The following is an 18,851-nucleotide window of genomic DNA, read 5'->3' on the forward strand; positions in this document are numbered from 1 at the left end:
CCGGAGCGGCCACCCGGCCGGTCCACCCAGCACAGGTCCGCCCGCCCGGGCGACCACTCTCAGGAGGACACATGAACGTTCGACGCTTCGGCCTCGGCCTGGTGGCAACGGCGGCGCTGGTCGTCACCGCCGCCTGCGGCAGCGGGGACACCGGTGGCAGCGGTGGCGGCGGAGGAGACGACGCCTACACGATCGGCATCGTCAAGTTCGCCTCGAGCGAGGAGACCTCGGAGGCGGCCATCGCGGCGTTCCGCGAGGAGGCCGAGGCCAAGGGCTGGAAGACCACCGCGGTCGACCCCCAGGGTGCGGTCGAGAAGGCCAACGGCGCCATGCAGGACTTCGTGCAGAAGAAGGTCGACCTCATCGTCACCGCCGTCTTCGACAGCAAGACGCTGACGGCCGGCGCGCAGGCCGCGAAGGCCGCGGGCATCCCCGTCGTCTCGATCTCCGGCGGCACCACCGACGGCATCACCGCGAACCTCGACTCCGGCGTCGCGGTCGGCGCGCCCGTCGCGAAGCAGCTCGTGGAGGACATGGGCGGCAAGGGCGAGCTGCTGGTCATGGGCTACAAGAGCGGTCTGCCGTGCATCGGTCGCGAGGAGGCGCTCGACGACGCGCTGAAGGGCACCGACATCAAGGTCACCCGCAACGAGGTGCCGATCCCCGGCCAGGTCGAGGGTGGGACGCAGTTCGCGCAGGCCTGGCTGGCCAAGCACCCGAAGGGTTCGACACCGCTCGCGATCTGGGGCTGCTTCGACGACCCGGCACTCGGCGCGGTCTCCGCGGCGAAGTCGGCGGGGCGCGACGACGTGAAGATCTACGGCATCAACGGCACCCCGGCCGCCATCAAGGCGGTCGAGGCGGGCGACATGCGCGCCACCGTCTTCCTGCAGGTGCCCGAGGCCGGCAAGAAGTTCGCCGACATGGTGCCGGAGTTCATCGAGGGCGGCGTCGACGCGAAGCCGCAGGAGGTCGAGCTGCCGAACATCCTCGTCACGACCGACACGGTCGAGCAGTTCCTGGCCGACAACCCCGACGCGACGAAGTAGTCCGATGACCGACACGTCCTCGAGGGTCCGGCCTGCCGGCCCGACCCCGACCGAGCACCCCCAGGAGTCCCTCATGGTCGAGACGACCCCGCTCGACGGTCCGACGGCGCCGACGGTGACCGATCCGCCCTGCCTGGAGATGTCCGGCATCTCCAAGCAGTTCGGCGGCCACCAGGCCCTCGAGGACGTGTCCATCACGCTGCACCCGGGTCGCGTCCTCGCCCTCTGCGGGGCCAACGGCGCAGGCAAGTCGACGCTCGTGCGCATCCTCGCGGGGGTCGAGAGCGCCGACGCCGGCACCATCCGCGTCCGCGGCCGGGAGGAGACCGTCGCCAGCCCGGGCGACGCGACCCGGCTCGGCCTCAGCTTCATCCACCAGGAGCTCAACCTGGTGCCCAAGTTCACCGCGCTGCAGAACATCGCGATGGGAGCCGACCACCCCCGCCGCACCGGGGTGCTCGACCTGCGCGGCCTGCGTCGCAAGGCCCTCGCCGTCATGGACCGCATCGGGTACTCCGTGCCGCTCGACGCCAAGGTCGAGCAGCTCTCGGTCTCCGACCGCTGGATGGTCTCGCTCGCCCGGTCGCTGATGCGCGACGCGAGCATCGTGGCCATGGACGAGCCGACGGCCTCGTTCACGCAGGAGGAGGCGGACCGGCTCTACGGCATCGTCGACGAGCTCACCGCCGACGGTGTCGGGATCCTGTACATCTCGCACCGGCTCGAGGAGGTGCTGCACGTCAGCGACGACGTGACGGTGCTGCGCAACGGCCGCCTGGTGGGCAGCTACGCGGCTCGCGACCTCGACGTCGCGAGCCTCACGCGGCACATCGTCGGCCGCGACGTCGAGGACCTGACCCACCGCGTCACCGATACCGACCCGACCGCCGCGCCCGTGCTGCTCCGGACGTCGGGCCTGACCCGGGAGCCCCGGGTGCGCGACGTCGACCTGACGATCCACGAGGGCGAGATCCTCGGCGTCGCCGGGCTCGTCGGCGCGGGGCGCACCGAGCTGGCGCGGCTGCTCATCGGCGCCGACGCCGCGCACGCGGGCAGCATGACGCTCGACGGGCGGCCGTACCGTCCGGGCTCCCCGTCCGACGGCATCAAGGCCGGCGTCGCGCTCGTGCCCGAGGAGCGACGCTCGCAGGGGCTGGTGCTGCGCGGCTCGGTCGCCTCGAACATCACCATGGCCTCGATGCGCGACCCGCGACGCCGGCTGGGCACGTTCAGCCCCCGACGGGCCGCGGCCACCGCGCGCGACGCCGTCAGCCGCTTCGGGGTCAAGACGTCGTCGGTGCACGACGCGGTCGGGCACCTCAGCGGCGGCAACCAGCAGAAGGTCGTGGTCAGCAAGTGCGTGCTGACCGGTCCTCGGCTCCTGATCCTCGACGAGCCCACCGTCGGCGTCGACGTCGGTGCCCGCGGCGAGATCTACGACATCATCCGCGACCTCGCCGCGTCCGGGACGTCGATCCTCATGATCTCCAGCGACTTCGACGAGCTCGCCATCTGCGACCGCGTCGTCGTCATGCGCGAAGGAGCGCTCACCCACTCGGTGCCTGCCTCGCGGGCCACGAAGGACCACCTCACCTCGCTGTGCTTCGGGACCACCGAGCACCTCGGCACGACAGAACAGGACCCGTCATGACCGCTGCACTCGTCGACGTCCCCGTCCTCCAGGCCCCGCCGCGCCGTGCGCGGGTGTGGCGCTGGTTCGGCCGCTACGGCGCGCTCCTCGTGCTCGCGCTGCTCGTGGTCGGCACGAGCGCCCTGGAGCCGGAGACCTTCGCGACCTGGGACAACTTCATCAACATCCTCAACCAGAGCGCCCTGTCGGCGATCATCGCGATGGGCCTGACCTTCGCGCTCGTCACGGGGGAGTTCGACCTCAGCATCGGCAACGTGGCGAGCCTGTCGGGCGTGCTGGCGTGCACCGCGATGGTGAGCCACGACGTCTCGATCCCGATGGCGTTCGGCCTGGCCGTGGTCATCGGCGCCGTGGTGGGCCTGGCGAACGGCCTGGTGGTCACGCTGCTCAACGTCAACGCGCTCGTCGCGACGCTGGGCATCGGCACGGTCGCCGTCGGCGTCAACTACGCGGTCGCCGGTGGCCTGCCGGTCAGCCTGACCGATCCCGCGCCGTTCATCCAGATCACGCTCGGGCGCTTCCTGGGCATCCCGTACCCGGTGTTCATCATGCTCGGGCTCGCCGCCGTCCTGTGGTTCGTGCTGAACCGCACCGTGCTCGGCCAGTCGATGCAGGCCGTGGGCGGCAACCCGGTGGCGGCCCAGCTGTCGGGCATCCGCGTCGACCGGGTCCGCGTCGTCGCGTTCGTCATCTGCGGCATCTGCGCCGCCCTGACGGGTCTCCTGCTCGCCTCGCGCACCGGCAGCGCGGCGGTCTCCGGCGGCGACACCTACCTGCTGGCCGCGTTCGCCGCGGCGTTCTTCGGCTCGGCGGTGCTCCGCGACGGGGAGTTCCACATCATCGGCACGCTCGTCGGCGTCATCACGGTCTCGGTCGGCTTCAACGCCATCGCGCTGATCGGTCTCGAGACCTACTGGCAGTACCTGTTCCAGGGTCTGCTGCTCATCCTCGGCGTCGGGGTCGGGTCGCTCGCCCGGCACCGGGCGGCGGCGGCGCACTGACGCTCTTTCTGAACTTGAACTCGGATTCATGTTAGGATGACGACCATGACGGACCGGCCCGCAGCCCAGCGCGAGGAGCTCGTGCTCGCGGAGCGCCACGGCGGCGTCCTGCTGCTGACGCTGCACCGCCCCGAGCGGCTCAACGCGTGGACGAACGCCCTGGAGGACGCCTACTACGGCGCCCTGCTCGAGGCCGACGCCGCCCCCGACGTCCGCGCGATCGTGGTCACGGGCGCCGGTCGTGGCTTCTGCGCCGGCGCCGACATGGACGACCTCGTCGGGGTGGGCGAGGCCACCGACGAGCAGATCGACCGCCCGCACCCGCGGCACCTGCCGCTCACGCTGCGGACCCCCCTGGTCGCCGCCGTGAACGGTGCCGCCGCCGGGCTCGGGATGGTCGAGGCGCTCTACGCCGACGTACGGTTCGCCTCGCCCCGAGCCGTCTTCCTCACCGCCTTCGCCCAGCGCGGGCTGGTGGCCGAGTACGGCATGGCCTGGCTGCTGCCGCGGCTCGTCGGGCACGGCCGGGCGAGCGACCTGCTGCTCTCCGGACGGCGGGTCGACGGCGAGGAGGCCGCCCGCATCGGCCTCGTCGAGCACCTTGTGCCCGCCGACGAGCTCGTCGAGCGCGCCGTCGCGTACGCCCAGGGCCTCGCGACGTCCTGCTCCCCGTGGTCGATGGCCACGATCAAGACCCAGCTGCTGCTCGACGCCGAGCGCGGCTTCGCCGAGTCGGTGCGGTCGGCCGACACCCTGATGCGCGAGTCCTTCCGGGGCTCCGACGTCGCCGAGGGTGTCGCCAGCTTCACCGAGCGGCGCCCCCCGGTGTTCGCACCGCTGACGAAGGAGATCTGATGGAGTTCGCACCGAGCCAGAGGTCCGTGGAGTACCAGGAGAAGCTCCTGGAGTTCATGGACGACTACATCTACCCCGCCGAGTCCATCTACGCGGCGCAGATGGCGGAGTCGGGCAACCCGAACTTCCACCCGCCGATCCTGGAGGAGCTCAAGACCGAGGCGCGCAAGCGCGGCCTCTGGAACCTCTTCCACCCGCACGAGCGCGAGGACTGGGGCTCGCCCGGTCTGAGCAACCTCGACTACGCGCCGCTCGCCGAGATCACCGGCCGCAGCCCCTACATCGCTCCCGAGGCCATCAACTGCAACGCCCCCGACACCGGCAACATGGAGGTGCTCGAGCTCTTCGGCACCGAGGAGCACAAGGAGAGGTGGCTCAAGCCGCTGCTCGCCGGCGAGATCAACTCGGCCTTCTGCATGACCGAGCCCGAGGTCGCCAGCTCCGACGCCACGAACGTGCAGCTGCGGATGGACGCCGACGGCGACGAGTACGTGCTCAACGGACGCAAGTGGTTCGCCTCGAACGCGCTGCACGCGAACTGCAAGGTGCTCATCGTCATGGGCAAGACGAATGTCGACGCCGCGACCCACCGTCAGCAGTCGATGATGGTCGTCCCGCTCGACACCCCCGGCATCACGATCGTCCGCGGTCTGCCGGTCTTCGGCTACATGGACCGCGAGGGCCACGCCGAGATCCTGTTCGAGGACGTGCGGGTGCCCAAGACGGCGCTGCTGGCGGGCGAGGGCGACGGCTTCATGATCAGCCAGGCCCGCCTCGGGCCCGGCCGCATCCACCACTGCATGCGCTCCATCGGCATGGCCGAGCGTGCGCTCGACCTCATGATCCAGCGGGCGCAGAGCCGCGTCACCTTCGGCGAGCCGGTCGCGAACCGCTCCAACATCCAGGACTGGATCGCCGAGGCGCGCATCGAGATCGAGATGATCCGTCTGCTGACGCTCAAGACCGCGTGGCTGATGGACACGGTCGGCAACCAGAAGGCGCGCGTGGAGATCGCAGCCATCAAGGTCGCGGCGCCGCAGGTGGCGCTGAAGATCATCGACCGGGCCATCCAGGTGCACGGTGGCGGCGGGATCACCGACGACTTCCCGCTCGCCAGCTTCTACGCCCACCAGCGCACGCTGCGCCTGGCCGACGGCCCCGACGAGGTGCACAAGCGCACGCTCGCGCAGGTCGAGCTGCGGCGCATCGACGCGGACTGGAACAAGAAGAAGTGACCGGCTCGCTCGACGGACGCACCGCGATCGTGACCGGGGCGTCCCGCGGCATCGGCCTCGCCGCGGCCGCGGCCCTGCACGACGCGGGCGCGAACGTCGTGCTCACGGCGCGGACGGAGGAGGCGGCCGCCGAGGCCGCCGCCTCCGTCGGCCCGCGGGCGATGGGCGTCGGCGCGCACGTGACCGACGAGGACCTCGCGCGCGCCTGCGTCGACCGCACGATGGAACGCTTCGGCAGCGTCGACGTGCTCGTGAACAACGCGGGCACGAACCCGGCCTACGGGCCCGTGCTGCGGCAGGACCACGGACGGTTCGCCAAGACGCTCGACGTCAACCTCTGGGGCCCGATCCTCTGGTCGCGGCTCGTGCACGACGCCTGGATGGGCGAGCACGGCGGGTCGATCGTCAACACCGCCTCCATCGGTGGGCTGTCGGTCGGCCCCGACCTGGGCGTCTACCACGTCTCGAAGGCGGCGCTGATCCACCTGACCAAGCAGCTCGCGATCGAGCTGGGCCCCACCATCCGGGTCAACGCCGTCGCGCCGGGCGTGGTGCGCACGCGCCTCGCGGAGGCGCTCTGGAAGGAGCACGAGGCCGCCGTCGACGAGCGCACCCCGCTCGGGCGCATCGGCGAGCCCGCCGACGTCGGCGCGGCCATCGCGTTCCTCGCGTCGCCCTCCGCCTCGTGGATCACCGGCGAGACCCTGGTCATCGACGGCGGCCAGATGATCGGCGCGGGCGCGGCCCTCGACCGGCTCGCGGCCCAGGGCGGCTGACGTGACCACGACCGACCCCCGCCAGGCCACGGACGCCCCGGCCCTGGACCTCGCGGTGCTGGCTGGGGTGCTCCGTGCCGACGGCCTCGCGGTGGACGGCGTGCTCGGTGCCGTCCGTGTCGGCCGCGGGCAGTCCAACCTGACCTACCTGGTGTCCGACGAGGGCGGGCACGGGTGGATCGTGCGCCGTCCGCCACGGGGCGAGCTGCTCGCGTCGGCGCACGACGTGCTGCGCGAGCACCGGATCCTCGCGGCGCTGGGCGACACGTCCGTCCCGGTCCCGCGGGTGCTCGGCCGCTACGTCGACCCGACGCTCGCCGAGACGCCGGTCGTCGTGATGGAGCACGTCGACGGCCTCGTGGTCGACCGCGAGGAGACCGCCCACGAGCTCGACACGTCGCTGCGCGCGGCCATCGGACCGTCGCTCGCCCGGACGCTCGCTGCCGTGCACGAGGTCGACGTCGACGAGGTGGGCCTCGGTGACCTCGCCTCGCGGGCGCCCTACGCGCAGCGCCAGCTGAAGCGATGGTCGCGCCAGTGGGAGGCCTCGCGCACGCGGGACCTGCCGCGCCTGGACGCGATGACCGAGCTGCTGCGTCGGCGGGCCCCGGAACCGTCGTCCCACGACGGCCGCACGGTCGCGCTCGTGCACGGCGACTTCCACCTGCGCAACGTCATCCTCGACCCGGACCTCGGCGACGTGCGTGCCGTGCTCGACTGGGAGCTCAGCACGCTCGGCGACCCGCTCGCCGACATCGGCAGCCTGCTCGCCTACTGGCCCGAGGAGGGCGACGGGCCGACGCTGATGTTCGCGGCGTCGGCACTGCGGGGCTTCGCCACCCGCGAGCAGCTGGCCACCACCTACCTGGAGGCGTCGGGCCGCGACCGCGCCGACCTCGACTACTGGCACGCGCTGGGGCTCTGGAAGATCGCCGTCATCGCCGAGGGCGTCCTGCGTCGGGCGCTCGACGACCCGCGCAACGCCGCCGACGGCGGGCCGCCGGCCCCCGAGGCGATCGAGCAGCTCGTGGAGCGCGCCTGGGCGGTCGCCGAGACCGCCGGGCTCGACCGTTGACCACCACCGACCCGCACGCACCGAAGGAGCAGACATGACCGAGACGCCGTACGTGGGCGACTTCCTGAAGGACTCGCCCAGGAACTGGGGCAAGTGGGGGCCGGACGACGAGGTCGGCTCGCTGAACTACCTGACGAGCGCCGAGGTGCTGCGCGGCGTGGCCGAGGTCCGCTCCGGGGAGGTGTTCACCCTGCAGGTGCGCATGGGCGACCCGGCGGGCGACCCGGTGTGGCCCGGCCGTGAGGGCATCCAGCGCTCCAACGTGATGGACGAGGGCTTCTTCCAGCGCGGCGAGGGTGTGGAGACGCCCGGCGGCGCGCACTACTCCGACGACGTCGCGACGATGTACCTGCAGGCGTCGACGCAGTACGACTCCCTCGGCCACGTCTGGTACGACGGGCAGATCTGGAACGGCTACGACGCCACCACCACCGACGGCGCGATGCAGAAGGCGTCGGTGCTGCCGATCGCCGAGCGCGGCGTGGTCGGGCGCGGCGTGCTGCTCGACGTGGCCCGGCACCGCGGCAAGGCCGCGCTCGACAAGGGCGAGACGTTCACCCACGAGGACCTGCTCGACGTCGCCCGGGCGCAGGGCTGCACGATCGAGAAGCACGACGTGCTGGTCGTCCGCACCGGCTTCATCGGCTCGTTCTACCGTCAGTCCGCGGAGGAGTTCTACGACGGCTTCCTCGAGCCCGGCCTGACCTACAGCCCGGAGCTCGTGCAGTGGTTCCAGGACATGGAGATCCCGAACCTCGTCACCGACACCATCGCCAACGAGGTCACGGTGGAGCCGTCGTCGGGCGTGACCCTGCCGCTGCACAGCGCGCTCATGCGCAACCTCGGGGTGGCGTTCACCGAGATCGCGTGGCTCGAGGACCTCGCGGCAGCGTGCGCCGCCGACGAGCGCTGGACCTTCCTCTACACCGCCGCGCCGCTCAAGATCGTGAGCGGCACCGGCGCCCCCGTGAACCCGGTCGTCGTGCGATGAGCGCGCTCGACGTCGTGGCGACCCTCGAGGCCCAGGAGGGTCGCGGCGACGAGCTCGTCGCCGTGCTGCGGGCCTCGCTCGCCACGGTCCGGGCCGAGGACGGGTGCCTGCGCTACGACCTGCACCGGGTCAGGCGCCGGCCCGACGAGGTGGTCATGGTGGAACGTTGGGCGTCGGTCGACGCGCTGAAGGCGCACGGCGCCGCCGAGCACTTCCAGCGGACCTCGGCCCGGCTCGCCGACCTGCTCGCCGCGCCGCCGGTGGTGCGGGTGCTCGAGGCGGTCGACGTCGCGGACGGCGCATGAGCGAGGAGGCGGCCCGGCTCGGCCGAGCCGCCTTGCACCTCGGACCCTCGTTCGTTAGAACAGCACCATGACCGACAGATCCGCGGCGGAGCGCCTCGACGAGGTGCCGGCCCTCGCGGACACCTCGGGCATGAAGGAGCCGCCCACCACGGCACGTGGTGTGCGCACCCGTGCCGCCCTGGTGGCCGCCGCCCGCACCGTCTTCGAGCGCGACGGGTTCCTGGCGTCGCGGCTCACCGACATCACCGCCGAGGCGAAGTGCTCCATCGGCACCTTCTACACCTACTTCACCTCCAAGGAGGAGGTGTTCACGGCCGTGCTCGAGGCGGCCCAGGACGACATGCTGCACCCGGGGATGCCCCGCGTCGACGACGCCGACGACCCGGTCGCCGTGATCGAGGCCAGCAACCGCGCCTACTTCGAGACGTACAAGCGCAACGGTCGGCTGATGCGGCTCCAGGAGCAGGTGGCGACGATCGACGAGGACTTCCGTCGGCGCCGGCTCGAACGCGGCGAGGCGTTCGCCCGGCGCAACGCGAAGAGCATCGAGAAGCTCCAGCAGGACGGTCGCGTCGACGCCACCCTCGACCCGATGATGACCTCGCGCGCCCTCTCGGGCATGGTGAGCCGGCTGGCCTACTCGAGCTTCGCGCTGGGTGAGGACTGGCCCGTCGACGACCTCGTCGAGACGTCGACCCGGCTGTGGGCCAACGCCCTCGGACTCACGACTCCCCGCTGAGTCAGAGCTCGAGCACCAGCTTGCCGGTGTTCCCGCCGTCGAACAGCATGAGCAGCGTGTCCCCGAAGGCGTCCACGCCGCCGCGCACCACGGTCTCGCGCGCCACGAGCGAGCCGTCACGCAGCCGAGCCGAGAGGTCGGCGATCGCCTCGGGATAGCGGTCCTCGTAGTCGAAGACCACGAAGCCGGTCATCGAGGCCCGGTTGACGAGCAGCGACATGTAGTGCGCCGGGCCGGGGGCCGGCTCCGTGGCGTTGTACGTGGAGATCGCGCCGCAGAGCGCGATGCGCGCGCCGCGACGCAACGTGCGCAGCGCGCTGTCGAGCACCTCGCCGCCGACGTTGTCGAAGTAGACGTCGACGCCACCCGGCGCGACGGCGCGCACGGCGCGGTGCACGGCTCCCTCGCGGTAGTCGATCGCGGCGTCGAACCCCAGCTCCTCGGTGAGCCAGCGCGTCTTCTCCGGGCCGCCGGCGACGCCGATCACACGGCAGCCGTGCGCCTTGGCGAGCTGGCCGACCACGCTGCCGACGGCTCCGGCTGCCCCGGAGACGAGCACGGTCTCCCCGGGCTGCGCTCGGGCGACGTCGAACAGGCCGAACCAGGCCGTGAGACCGGGCATGCTGAGTGCGCCGAGCCACGTGGGAGCCGGGGCGGCGTCGAGGTCGACGGGGGAGAGGTCGCTGCCGCGCACGACGGCGTGGTCGGCCACGCCGGTGAGACCGCTGACGGCGTCGCCGACCGCGTGCTCGCGCGAGCGGGACTCCAGGACCGTGCCGACGCCGAACGCGCGCATGACCTCGCCGACGCCGACGGGCGGCACGTAGGAGCGGACGTCGTTCAACCAGCCGCGCATGGCGGGGTCGAGGGACAGGTGCGTCACGCGGACCAGCACCTCGCCGTCGCCGAGCGCGGGGAGCTCGGAGTCGACCACGTCCCAGGTGTCGGCGTCGGGCAGTCCGACGGGGCGGGCGCGCAGGCGGACCTGCCGTGCGACGGTCATCGGCCGCTGCCCCCGGGGTACTCGGTGAAGCGACCGACCGAGTGCGCGACGCAGATCGGCTTGTCCGACCCCTCGCGCTCGAACGTCTGGCGCGTGACGATGTGGGCCGACCCGCCGCCGACGTCGTCGACCGAGACGACCGTGGCGTGCATGCGGATGCGGGAGCCCACCGGGAGCGGCGCCGGGAAGCGCACCTTCTCGTAGCCGTAGTTGAGGCTGTGGGCGAACCCGTCGAAGGCCATCAGGTCCTCCATGAACCGGGGGCCGAGCGAGAGGCTGTACAGCCCGTGGGCGATGGTGCCGCCGAACGCGCTGTCGGCGGCGCGCGCCGGGTCGACGTGGATCCACTGGTGGTCGCCGGTCAGCTCCGCGAACGCGTCGACGCGCTCCTGCGTGATGTCGTGCCACGCGGTCGGGCCGAGGTCGGAACCGACGAGGTCCTGCAGCTCCTGGATCGACGTGGGACGGGGGACGGCGGGGGTCGTGGTCATGGTCGGGGTGCTCCTCGGGTCAGGTCCCCGCAGCGTAGATGAACCTGAATCCGGATTCAAGTCAGCCCGTGGCATCGGCTGCTTGACGGTGACCTGTGACCTGGGACACGCTGTACCCCAGCTTGGACCTGAACCTGAGTTCAACTCCGAAGGGACCCCGATGACCACCGTCCAGACCGTGACCGGACCGATCGACGCCAGCGAGCTGGGCCGGACGCTCGTCCACGAGCACGTATTCGTGCTGAACACCGAGTACAACCAGAACTACCAGGACGACTGGGACGAGGAGGAGCGCATCCGCGACGCCGTGGAGAAGCTCACCGAGCTCAAGGGACTCGGCATCGACTCGATCATGGACCCGACCGTGCTCGGGCTCGGACGCTACATCCCCCGCATCCAGCGCATCGCCGCCCAGGTCGACCTGCAGATCGTCGTGGCCACCGGGCTCTACACCTACAACGACGTGCCCCACCAGTTCGAGCACCGCGGGCCGGGCCTCCTGGTCGACATGCCCGAGCCGCTCACCGAGATGTTCGTGCAGGACATCCAGGAGGGCATCGCCGGCACCGGCGTGCGGGCGGGCATCCTCAAGTGCGCCATCGAGCTCGCCGGCCTCACGCCTGGCGTCGAGCGCGTCATGCGGGCCGTCGGGCAGGCTCACGTGCAGACGGGCGCCCCGATCACGGTGCACACCAACCCGGCCAACGAGTCGGGGCTCGTCGCCCAGCAGGTGCTGAAGGAGGAGGGCGTCGACCTGTCGAAGGTGATCATCGGCCACTCGGGCGACACCAACGACGTCGACTACCTCTGCCGGCTGGCCGAGGCCGGGTCGATGCTCGGCATGGACCGGTTCGGCCTCGACCTGTTCAACCCGATGCAGGAGCGCGTCGGGACGATCATCGAGCTCGTGCGGCGCGGGTACGTCGAGCACGTGACCCTCGCCCACGACGCGAACTGCTTCATCGACTACTTCAGCGCCGACGCGAAGGCCCACGCCGCGCCGAACTGGCACTTCCGGCACATCAGCGAGGACGTCATCCCGGCGCTGCTCGAGGGTGGTCTGACGGAGGCCGACGTCGAGACGATCCTCGTCGACAACCCCCGCCGGCACTTCGAGTAGATCGCCAGCGCGGGCCCGTTTGCGTGGGGCCCCACGCAAACGGGCTCGCCCCCACGCAACCGTGCGCCGGATCTGCGCGTTTGCGTGGGGCCCCACGCAAACGCGCACGGGGGAGCGGGTCGAGCGGGGGAGCGGGGACGCCACGGGCCGGCGGCGTCGAGGACGCTCGCCGGCCCGGTGGGGGTGCTGCGGGGCGGGTCAGCCCATGCGGCGGACCTTGTACGAGCTCGTCCAGATGCGCTCGCGCTTGACCGACTGGCCGGTGCGCGGCGAGTGCCAGATCGTGTTGTCGCCCGCGTAGATGCCGACGTGGTAGGCGCCGTTGCCGCCGTAGAAGACGATCAGGTCGCCGACACGCTTGCGGTACTTCGAGATCTTGATGCCCTGCTTCGCCTGCTGGCCCGCGGTGCGGCCGAGCGTGGTGACGTGGGCCTTGCGGAAGACGTAGCGGGTGTAGCCCGTGCAGTCGAAGCCCGAGCGCGACGTGCCGCCCCACTTGTAGGGCGTGCCCCGCAGGGACTTCGCGATCTTCATGACCTTCTTGTTCTCCTGCGGCGTGAGCGCGGAGGCGCTGCCGGCAGCGAGCGTGGTGCCGAAGGAGAGGGACAGCAGGAGCATGGCGACGCCGAGGGCGCGCGTGACGTGACGCATGTGGTTCCTTCACGACGCTTGCGGAACGTGACCTGTCGGGCTCGTGCTGGAAGGTGCACGCCACACGTGGTGGTGAGCCCCGAGCGCCTCGGGGAGGCGCGGACTGCTCGGCGGTCCCGCTCCACCCTGGATGTGTTCAGCGGATCGCACGGGAGAGGGTGGACTCAGCGCACCCGTGCGCGGGCCTCCCTTGTCTGAGGCCTCGGCGAGCATAGGTGCTCGCCGGGCCGGACGGGGGCCGAATGGCCGTTCCGGTGTCTCTGGAGGAACCTCCAGGAACACCGTTCTCGCCTTGCTTTGCAGCCCAGAACGCCCTCCCCCCGATCTGGCCCCCGCAGCGCCGGTGCGGCGAAGGTCACGGCGTGCGACGGGCCGGGGGGACGCGATACCCGTCCCTCGGACCCGCTTCCGTGAAAGGATCGACGCAGTTTCGTCGTACCGTCCAGGGGCCAGCATGCTCGACGTCGTCTCGTTGCGCGTCTCCTTCGCCGTCGTGGCGGTCACGCTGCTCGCGCTGTTCTACTTCGTGGCCTACCGCTCGACCCGGTCCGCCTACGCGGGCTGGTGGTGCGTGGCCCTCGGCGCGTTCCTCGCGGGTTCGGCTGCCTACCTCCTCGACGGCACGTCGCAGCAGTGGTGGGGCAACCCGCTCGGCAACGTCTGCATCGTGGCCGGGGCCGCCTCCGTCTGGGCCGGTGCACGGGCGGTCAGCGGGCTGCGCGTCAGCTGGCTGGCGGTCGCAGCGTCGCTGGTCGTGCTGCTGGTCGCGTCGGCCCTCGACCACCCGGGCCGCAACGACTGGTCCGGCGGCCCGTTCTTCCTCGGGCTGATGACCGTCTACCTGGCGCTCGCGGCGACGGAGCTGCACCGCGCCTGGAGACGGCTGCCCGCCCCGGGGCCACGCGCCCGCGTGTACCGACCGATCCTGCGCTCGCTCACGCTCATGTGCACCGGCGTCGCGGCCTTCTACCTGGCGCGCTTCGTCGCCTTCCTCGCCGTCGGCCAGGACGGCCGCCTGTTCGACGTGTTCCTCGGCAGCCAGGTCACCACCCTCGTCACCACCGTCATGCTGGCGACCGTGTCGTTCAGCATGACGGCACTCAGCTACGCCGACGACACGATCGACCTGCGCGCCCGCGCGACCCGCGACGGTCTGACCGGCCTGCTCAACCGCGACGAGCTGATGCAGCAGCTGGCCCAGCGGTGGAACGCGCACCGGCGACGCGCGGTGCACGGCGTCGTCGTGATGGCCGACCTCGACCACTTCAAGCGAGTCAACGACGTGCACGGGCACGCGGCCGGCGACTTCGCGCTGCAGATGTTCGCCGCCGCCTGTCGCTCGGCGCTCGGGCCGGAGGACCTCGCCGGTCGCGTCGGGGGCGAGGAGTTCGTGCTCTACCTCGACCGGGCCGACCTCGACGACGCCCGCCAGGCGGTCGAGCAGGTCAGCTCGATGCTGCAGCACGGGTCGCTGCCCGACGGCACCGTCCTGCCGACGGTGAGCTACGGGCTCACCGTCGCGCGCCGCGGCGACGACCCCGACGTGGCGATCGGTCGCGCCGACCGCGCGCTCTACGTCGCCAAGAGCGAGGGCCGGGACCGGGTGGCCGTGGCCGACGGCGACGAGAAGGCCCCCGCGGCCCCGCGACCGCCTACGATCGCGCCATGAGCGACTGGCGTGCCGATCGGGTGCAGCAGGTGCGCGACCTCGTGCGGGCGGCGGCGCCCGACGCGCTCGAGGAGGTCAAGTGGCGCAAGCCGTCGAACCCCGACGGGGTGCCGACATTCTCGTGCGACGGGCTGCTCTGCACCGTGGAGACCTACAAGGACAAGGTGAAGGTGACGTTCGCGCGCGGGGCGTCGCTCGACGACCCGGCCCACGTGTTCAACGCCAGCCTCGACGCGGGCACCCGCCGGGCGGTCGACCTGCGCGAGGACGACACGCTCGACGCCGACGCGTTCACCGCCCTGGTGAGCGCGGCCGTGGCCCACAACCGCGCCTGACCGGCTCGGGGGCTGGCCCCGTCGCCGCTCGTCCCTAGACTGGCCGACGTGGACCATCCTCCGAGTACCAGCCGCGACCTCCCCCCGTCCGTCGACGGGAGGTCGTGATGGACACCGGCACCCTGCTCAACCTGGCGCTCGTCATGGTCTTCGTCCTCGTGGGCGGCGTGTTCGCGGCCACCGAGCTGGCCCTGGTCTCGCTGCGCGAGAGCCAGCTCGGCCAGATGGAGCGCAGCGGCTCGCGCGGTCGCAAGGTCGCGGAGCTCGCCCGTGATCCCAACACCTTCCTCGCGGCCGTCCAGATCGGGGTGACCGTCGCGGGCTTCCTGTCCGCCGCCTACGGCGCCTCGACCCTCGCCCCCGACGTCGCACCGTCGCTGGAGGCGCTGGGGCTGAGCCCGGGCGCGGCCTCGAGCCTCGCCCTCGTCGGCATGACGCTGCTCATCGCCTACCTGTCGCTCGTCTTCGGCGAGCTCGTGCCCAAGCGGTTCGCGCTGCAGAAGTCGGGCACCATCGCCCTGCTCGTGGCGCCGCCGCTGTCGCGCTTCGCGACGCTCATGCGCCCGGTCATCTGGCTGCTGTCGTTGTCGACGAACGTCGTCGTGCGGCTGCTCGGCGGCAACCCGCACGCGACGAGCGAGGAGATGACCGAGGACGAGCTGCGCGACCTGGTGGGTGCGCACGAGAGCCTCGAGGACGACGAGCGCCAGATCCTGCAGGACGTGTTCACGGCGACCGACCGGACGCTGCGCGAGGTGATGCGACCGCGGGGCGCCGTCGACTTCCTCGACGGCGGCATGAGCCTGGCCGAGGCCGCGGGTGCCGCCCTCGCCATGCCACACTCGCGCTACCCGGTCACCCGGCGGCGCTCCAGCGACGACGTCATCGGCTTCGTGCACGTGCGCGACCTGCTGGCCGTGCCGACCGACTCCGACGCGAAGGTCGTCGCCGACATCGTGCGCGAGATCCCGGTGCTGCCGAGCACGAACCGGATCCTGCCCGCCATGGCGCAGATGCGCAGCGAGGGCGTGCACATCGCGCTCGTGGTCGACGAGTACGGCGGCACCGACGGGATCGTCACCCTCGAGGACATCATCGAGGAGCTCGTGGGCGAGATCCGCGACGAGTACGACCTGGCCGAGAAGGCCGAGCTGCTGCACTCCCCGGAGGGCGACGACCTCGACGCCGGCATGCACCTCGACGACCTCGAGGAGCTGACCGGGCTGGAGCTGCTCCACGAGTCCGGCCACTACTCGACGGTCGCGGGTCTGGTGCTCGAGCGGCTCGGGCACATCCCGCAGGTGGGCGAGACGGTCGACATCGGTCCGTACCGCCTGACGGTGACCGCGGTCGACGGCCGCCGCATCGACCGCGTCACGCTGACGACGCGCCCGAGCGACGAGCCGTCCGCGGACGGTGCCGACGTCGAGGCGGAGCGGCCGGACGGCGACGAGCGACGCTGACCGCTCCGCGCCGCCCTCAGAGGAGGTCGACCAGGCCGCGCAGCTCCGAGCGCCGGGTCACGCCCAGCTTCTTCATGGCGCGGTGCAGGTGCGACTCGACGGTGCGCACGCTCACGAACTGCTCGCGGGCGACCTCGGCGTTCGACCGTCCCTGCAGCACCGCCATCACGACCTCGCGCTCGCGCGCCGTCAGCGACGGCCCGGTCGTCGTCCGCTCCGCCACGAACACCGCCTCGGGATGGAGGCGACGGAGCTCGCCGAGCTCCGCCGCGAGCGCGCGGGCTGAAGCGCCGGGCGGTGCCAGCCGAGAGGCGGCGAGCGTCAGGCGATAGGCGCCGACGACAGCGCCGTGCTCGAGCATGTCGTGCCGCAGGCTCGTCATCGCCTCGACGTCGCACGCGTCGCGGGCGGCGAGAGCCCGGAAGTAGAGCGCCGTGATCGGGCTTTCCACCTCCCCGGAGCACGTCTCCGCGAGCTCCCGTGAGCGTGGCGTCGAGCAGATGTCCCTGGCATGGATCGCCAGGATGGCCGCGGTGCTCAGCCATCCTCGACGGCGGGCGTCCTCGGCGTGGTCGAGGAGGGTCTCCGAGGCCGCCTCGGGCCGCCCTGACGACCGGAGGACGGCGGTGTGCCGCCAGGCGGCCGTGTCGTACGGATCAGGGCCCAGCTCAGGACCTTCGGGCGCCCAGGTGTGGAGCGCCGAGGCGAGCGCGGGGTCGTCGTCCCACAGCGAGAGGACGGCGGCCAGCTGCGGCGTGGACACGCTGTCCTGGGCCGCCCCCTCCCAGGGGAGCGCCAGCGCCGTCTCCACGTACCGTCGGGCGAGACCGAGCTGTCCGCCGACGAGCAGGAGCACGCCCACGCTCGACCCGACGTAGGCCACCTGGTCGAGCCTGCCGCTGGCGACCGCGTCGTCCACCGTCTGCGTCACGACGGCGCGGGTCGTCCGCAGGTCGCCGCGGAACGCGGTCACCAGGCTCTGCAGGCCGCGCAGGCGCGGGACGAGGCGCACGACGTCGGCGGACTCGCCGGACAGGGTCGACGCCAGGGCGAGGTCGTCGTCGGTCGCCGCGAACCGGCCGGTGGCGAGGGCGTCGTAGAGGCGCGCCTCGCAGCCCTTCGCCCGGGCCAGGGCATGGGCGCGGGGGTCGTCGGCCGGTGGGTCGTGACGCTGGGCGACCCCGGCCTTCACCTCCAGGACGGTGGTGGCCGCGGACAGCGCCAGACGCACGTCGTCGGACCCGTCGTCGAGCTGTGCGAGGTGCCGGACCGCCGACGTGAGGGCGTGCTCGTCGGACGTGAGTCGGGTCGACCGCTCCGCGAGACCGAGGATGCGGGGGAGGGCCGGACCCTCCGCCATGCTGCTCGAGACGAGCTGGGTCGAGAGGTCGTGCGGGTCCGGCGCCGCTGCCTGGCGGACGAGCTGGGCACGCCACCCGAGCTCGAGCGGGACGTGGCGGACCGCGCAGTCCGGCGTCGGTCCGTCGACCTTCACCGGTGGCACCCACATCGGCGGAGCCGCGGAACGGGCGACGGCGTCGGAGGTCCGGCGGACGTAGTCGGCGAGCAGGGCCGACACGAGGACGGCCCGGCCGTCGCCGCGTCGCACGGTCCGCACGTGCCCGAGGCTCTCCAGCCGGTCGACGGCGTCGAGCGCCGCGGGAGGAAGCGTGCCCAGGGTCGTGTGTCCGGCGGTCGCCAGCGTCGTGAGCCACTGGCAGTCGGTCGGCGCCAGCTCGCGCAGGAACGCCTGCCACAGTCCGTCGAGCGAGCGCGGGACGAGGGTCCTGCGGAGGTCCCACACCCCGTCGACCTGCGTGATCGAGCCGTCGAACACCCCGTCGTCCACGAGGTGCCCGGCGACGCCGACGACGCCGCCGGACAGGGCGAACACCTCGCTCAGCAGCCTGGCGCTCACCGCTCCGCCGAGCCGCTCCCGCAGGGTCGACAGCAGCGCGGTGGGTGCGAGGCTCGGGGCGTCGAAAGAAAAACCACGACCGGCGCCCCGCTCAGGACCCGGGGGGCCCCCCTGCCGGCGAGGTCGGTGCGGTACGCCGCCGCCACGACGAGACCGCGTCGCTCCAGGTGGCGCAGGACGGCGACCGACTGGGCGTCGAGGTGGTCGGCGTCGTCGACCAGCAACGCCGCTGGACCGCTGCTCGGCAGCCGACGCCGGACGGCCTCGACCGCCGCGCGCAACGGGTTGGGGCCCGCGAGCGCGGCGGACTCGAGCAGGCCGCTGATGAGCAGCGCCCCGAACGGGTGGTCGCGCAGGGGCTCGCTGCCCTCGACCCGTCGGTGGGGCACGCGGCGCGACGTGGAGAGCTCGGCCAGGTGGTCGAGGAGCGTGGTGCGTCCGCTGAGCCGGCGACCGCGGACCTCGATGCTGCGGCCCTCCTCGAGCGCCGTCGTCATGCTCTGATGTTGTCGCCCTGGCTCGTC

19 protein-coding genes are annotated in these 18,851 nt (G+C 72.1%); 14 read left to right on the forward strand and 5 right to left on the reverse strand.

Annotated features, from left to right (window positions below; genetic code table 11):
- Positions 1 to 71: 71 nt before the first annotated feature.
- The 10 genes from QE370_RS07370 to QE370_RS07415 all read left to right on the forward strand — a co-directional run bounded on the left by QE370_RS07370 (position 72) and on the right by QE370_RS07415 (position 9,677).
- A complete protein-coding gene (locus QE370_RS07370; protein WP_309633952.1) occupies positions 72 to 1,049 on the forward strand; it encodes a sugar ABC transporter substrate-binding protein in 978 nt (325 codons plus the stop codon).
- Positions 1,050 to 1,122: 73 nt separating this feature from the next.
- Positions 1,123 to 2,700, forward strand: a complete 1,578-nt coding sequence (locus tag QE370_RS07375; protein WP_309633953.1) for a sugar ABC transporter ATP-binding protein — start codon at positions 1,123 to 1,125, stop codon at positions 2,698 to 2,700.
- Complete coding sequence (locus tag QE370_RS07380) at positions 2,697 to 3,701, forward strand: ABC transporter permease (protein ID WP_309633954.1); 1,005 nt, start codon at positions 2,697 to 2,699, stop codon at positions 3,699 to 3,701. The genes QE370_RS07375 and QE370_RS07380 overlap by 4 nt, the downstream gene beginning before the upstream one ends.
- A 45-nt stretch (positions 3,702 to 3,746) precedes the next feature.
- A complete protein-coding gene (locus tag QE370_RS07385; protein ID WP_309633955.1) occupies positions 3,747 to 4,556 on the forward strand; it encodes an enoyl-CoA hydratase-related protein in 810 nt (269 codons plus the stop codon).
- Complete coding sequence (locus tag QE370_RS07390; protein WP_253023643.1) at positions 4,556 to 5,791, forward strand: acyl-CoA dehydrogenase family protein; 1,236 nt, start codon at positions 4,556 to 4,558, stop codon at positions 5,789 to 5,791. The genes QE370_RS07385 and QE370_RS07390 overlap by 1 nt, the downstream gene beginning before the upstream one ends.
- A complete protein-coding gene (locus tag QE370_RS07395) occupies positions 5,788 to 6,567 on the forward strand; it encodes an SDR family oxidoreductase (protein WP_309633956.1) in 780 nt (259 codons plus the stop codon). The genes QE370_RS07390 and QE370_RS07395 overlap by 4 nt, the downstream gene beginning before the upstream one ends.
- Position 6,568: 1 nt before the next feature.
- On the forward strand, positions 6,569 to 7,642 hold the full coding sequence (locus tag QE370_RS07400; protein WP_309633957.1) for a phosphotransferase family protein: 1,074 nt from the start codon (positions 6,569 to 6,571) through the stop codon (positions 7,640 to 7,642).
- 34 nt (positions 7,643 to 7,676) lie between these two features.
- Entirely contained in the window at positions 7,677 to 8,633 is a 957-nt protein-coding gene (locus tag QE370_RS07405) for a cyclase family protein (protein ID WP_309633958.1), read from the forward strand.
- Positions 8,630 to 8,938, forward strand: a complete 309-nt coding sequence (locus tag QE370_RS07410) for a putative quinol monooxygenase (RefSeq protein ID WP_309633959.1) — start codon at positions 8,630 to 8,632, stop codon at positions 8,936 to 8,938. The genes QE370_RS07405 and QE370_RS07410 overlap by 4 nt, the downstream gene beginning before the upstream one ends.
- A gap of 67 nt (positions 8,939 to 9,005) precedes the next feature.
- Positions 9,006 to 9,677, forward strand: coding sequence for a TetR/AcrR family transcriptional regulator (locus QE370_RS07415; protein ID WP_253023653.1), 672 nt, complete (start codon positions 9,006 to 9,008; stop codon positions 9,675 to 9,677).
- A 1-nt stretch (position 9,678) separates the two neighbouring features.
- On the opposite strand, the gene QE370_RS07420 is transcribed toward QE370_RS07415, so the two are convergent.
- Both QE370_RS07420 and QE370_RS07425 read right to left on the reverse strand, forming a co-directional pair.
- Positions 9,679 to 10,680, reverse strand: coding sequence for an NADP-dependent oxidoreductase (locus tag QE370_RS07420; protein ID WP_253023655.1), 1,002 nt, complete (start codon positions 10,678 to 10,680; stop codon positions 9,679 to 9,681).
- On the reverse strand, positions 10,677 to 11,171 hold the full coding sequence (locus QE370_RS07425) for a MaoC family dehydratase (RefSeq protein WP_253023657.1): 495 nt from the start codon (positions 11,169 to 11,171) through the stop codon (positions 10,677 to 10,679). Before QE370_RS07425 ends, QE370_RS07420 begins: the two co-directional genes overlap by 4 nt.
- A 160-nt stretch (positions 11,172 to 11,331) precedes the next feature.
- Here QE370_RS07425 and QE370_RS07430 point away from each other — a divergent pair, with 160 nt between their 5' ends.
- The gene (locus tag QE370_RS07430; RefSeq protein ID WP_253023659.1) at positions 11,332 to 12,291 is read left to right on the forward strand and encodes a phosphotriesterase; all 960 of its coding nucleotides are present in this window, start codon (positions 11,332 to 11,334) and stop codon (positions 12,289 to 12,291) included.
- 198 nt (positions 12,292 to 12,489) lie between these two features.
- On the opposite strand, the gene QE370_RS07435 is transcribed toward QE370_RS07430, so the two are convergent.
- A complete protein-coding gene (locus QE370_RS07435; RefSeq protein WP_067854014.1) occupies positions 12,490 to 12,942 on the reverse strand; it encodes a C40 family peptidase in 453 nt (150 codons plus the stop codon).
- A gap of 454 nt (positions 12,943 to 13,396) precedes the next feature.
- Here QE370_RS07435 and QE370_RS07440 point away from each other — a divergent pair, with 454 nt between their 5' ends.
- The 3 genes from QE370_RS07440 to QE370_RS07450 all read left to right on the forward strand — a co-directional run bounded on the left by QE370_RS07440 (position 13,397) and on the right by QE370_RS07450 (position 16,409).
- A complete protein-coding gene (locus QE370_RS07440; protein ID WP_083516186.1) occupies positions 13,397 to 14,611 on the forward strand; it encodes a diguanylate cyclase in 1,215 nt (404 codons plus the stop codon).
- A complete protein-coding gene (locus QE370_RS07445; RefSeq protein ID WP_309633960.1) occupies positions 14,608 to 14,946 on the forward strand; it encodes a DUF1801 domain-containing protein in 339 nt (112 codons plus the stop codon). Before QE370_RS07440 ends, QE370_RS07445 begins: the two co-directional genes overlap by 4 nt.
- 107 nt (positions 14,947 to 15,053) lie before the next feature.
- Entirely contained in the window at positions 15,054 to 16,409 is a 1,356-nt protein-coding gene (locus QE370_RS07450) for a hemolysin family protein (RefSeq protein ID WP_309633961.1), read from the forward strand.
- Between the two features lie 16 nt (positions 16,410 to 16,425).
- Here the strand turns inward: QE370_RS07450 and QE370_RS07455 are convergent, their stop codons facing one another.
- Entirely contained in the window at positions 16,426 to 18,327 is a 1,902-nt protein-coding gene (locus tag QE370_RS07455; RefSeq protein WP_309633962.1) for a LuxR C-terminal-related transcriptional regulator, read from the reverse strand.
- Positions 18,324 to 18,824 carry a hypothetical protein gene (locus QE370_RS07460; RefSeq protein ID WP_309633963.1) on the reverse strand — a complete coding sequence of 167 codons (501 nt, stop codon included), beginning with the start codon at positions 18,822 to 18,824 and terminating at the stop codon, positions 18,324 to 18,326. Before QE370_RS07460 ends, QE370_RS07455 begins: the two co-directional genes overlap by 4 nt.
- Between the last annotated feature and the right edge of the window lie 27 nt (positions 18,825 to 18,851).

It is taken from the genome of Aeromicrobium sp. SORGH_AS_0981, from assembly GCF_031453195.1.
GTDB lineage: Bacteria > Actinomycetota > Actinomycetes > Propionibacteriales > Nocardioidaceae > Aeromicrobium.

Coding starts and splice junctions, on each gene's coding strand:
- QE370_RS07370 (WP_309633952.1), top strand. CDS start 72: ATGAACGTTCGACGCTTCGGCCTCGGCCTGGTGGCAACGGCGGCGCTG.
- QE370_RS07375 (WP_309633953.1), top strand. CDS start 1,123: ATGGTCGAGACGACCCCGCTCGACGGTCCGACGGCGCCGACGGTGACC.
- QE370_RS07380 (WP_309633954.1), top strand. CDS start 2,697: ATGACCGCTGCACTCGTCGACGTCCCCGTCCTCCAGGCCCCGCCGCGC.
- QE370_RS07385 (WP_309633955.1), top strand. CDS start 3,747: ATGACGGACCGGCCCGCAGCCCAGCGCGAGGAGCTCGTGCTCGCGGAG.
- QE370_RS07390 (WP_253023643.1), top strand. CDS start 4,556: ATGGAGTTCGCACCGAGCCAGAGGTCCGTGGAGTACCAGGAGAAGCTC.
- QE370_RS07405 (WP_309633958.1), top strand. CDS start 7,677: ATGACCGAGACGCCGTACGTGGGCGACTTCCTGAAGGACTCGCCCAGG.
- QE370_RS07410 (WP_309633959.1), top strand. CDS start 8,630: ATGAGCGCGCTCGACGTCGTGGCGACCCTCGAGGCCCAGGAGGGTCGC.
- QE370_RS07415 (WP_253023653.1), top strand. CDS start 9,006: ATGACCGACAGATCCGCGGCGGAGCGCCTCGACGAGGTGCCGGCCCTC.
- QE370_RS07420 (WP_253023655.1), bottom strand. CDS start 10,680: ATGACCGTCGCACGGCAGGTCCGCCTGCGCGCCCGCCCCGTCGGACTG.
- QE370_RS07425 (WP_253023657.1), bottom strand. CDS start 11,171: ATGACCACGACCCCCGCCGTCCCCCGTCCCACGTCGATCCAGGAGCTG.
- QE370_RS07430 (WP_253023659.1), top strand. CDS start 11,332: ATGACCACCGTCCAGACCGTGACCGGACCGATCGACGCCAGCGAGCTG.
- QE370_RS07435 (WP_067854014.1), bottom strand. CDS start 12,942: ATGCGTCACGTCACGCGCGCCCTCGGCGTCGCCATGCTCCTGCTGTCC.
- QE370_RS07440 (WP_083516186.1), top strand. CDS start 13,397: ATGCTCGACGTCGTCTCGTTGCGCGTCTCCTTCGCCGTCGTGGCGGTC.
- QE370_RS07445 (WP_309633960.1), top strand. CDS start 14,608: ATGAGCGACTGGCGTGCCGATCGGGTGCAGCAGGTGCGCGACCTCGTG.
- QE370_RS07450 (WP_309633961.1), top strand. CDS start 15,054: ATGGACACCGGCACCCTGCTCAACCTGGCGCTCGTCATGGTCTTCGTC.
- QE370_RS07460 (WP_309633963.1), bottom strand. CDS start 18,824: ATGACGACGGCGCTCGAGGAGGGCCGCAGCATCGAGGTCCGCGGTCGC.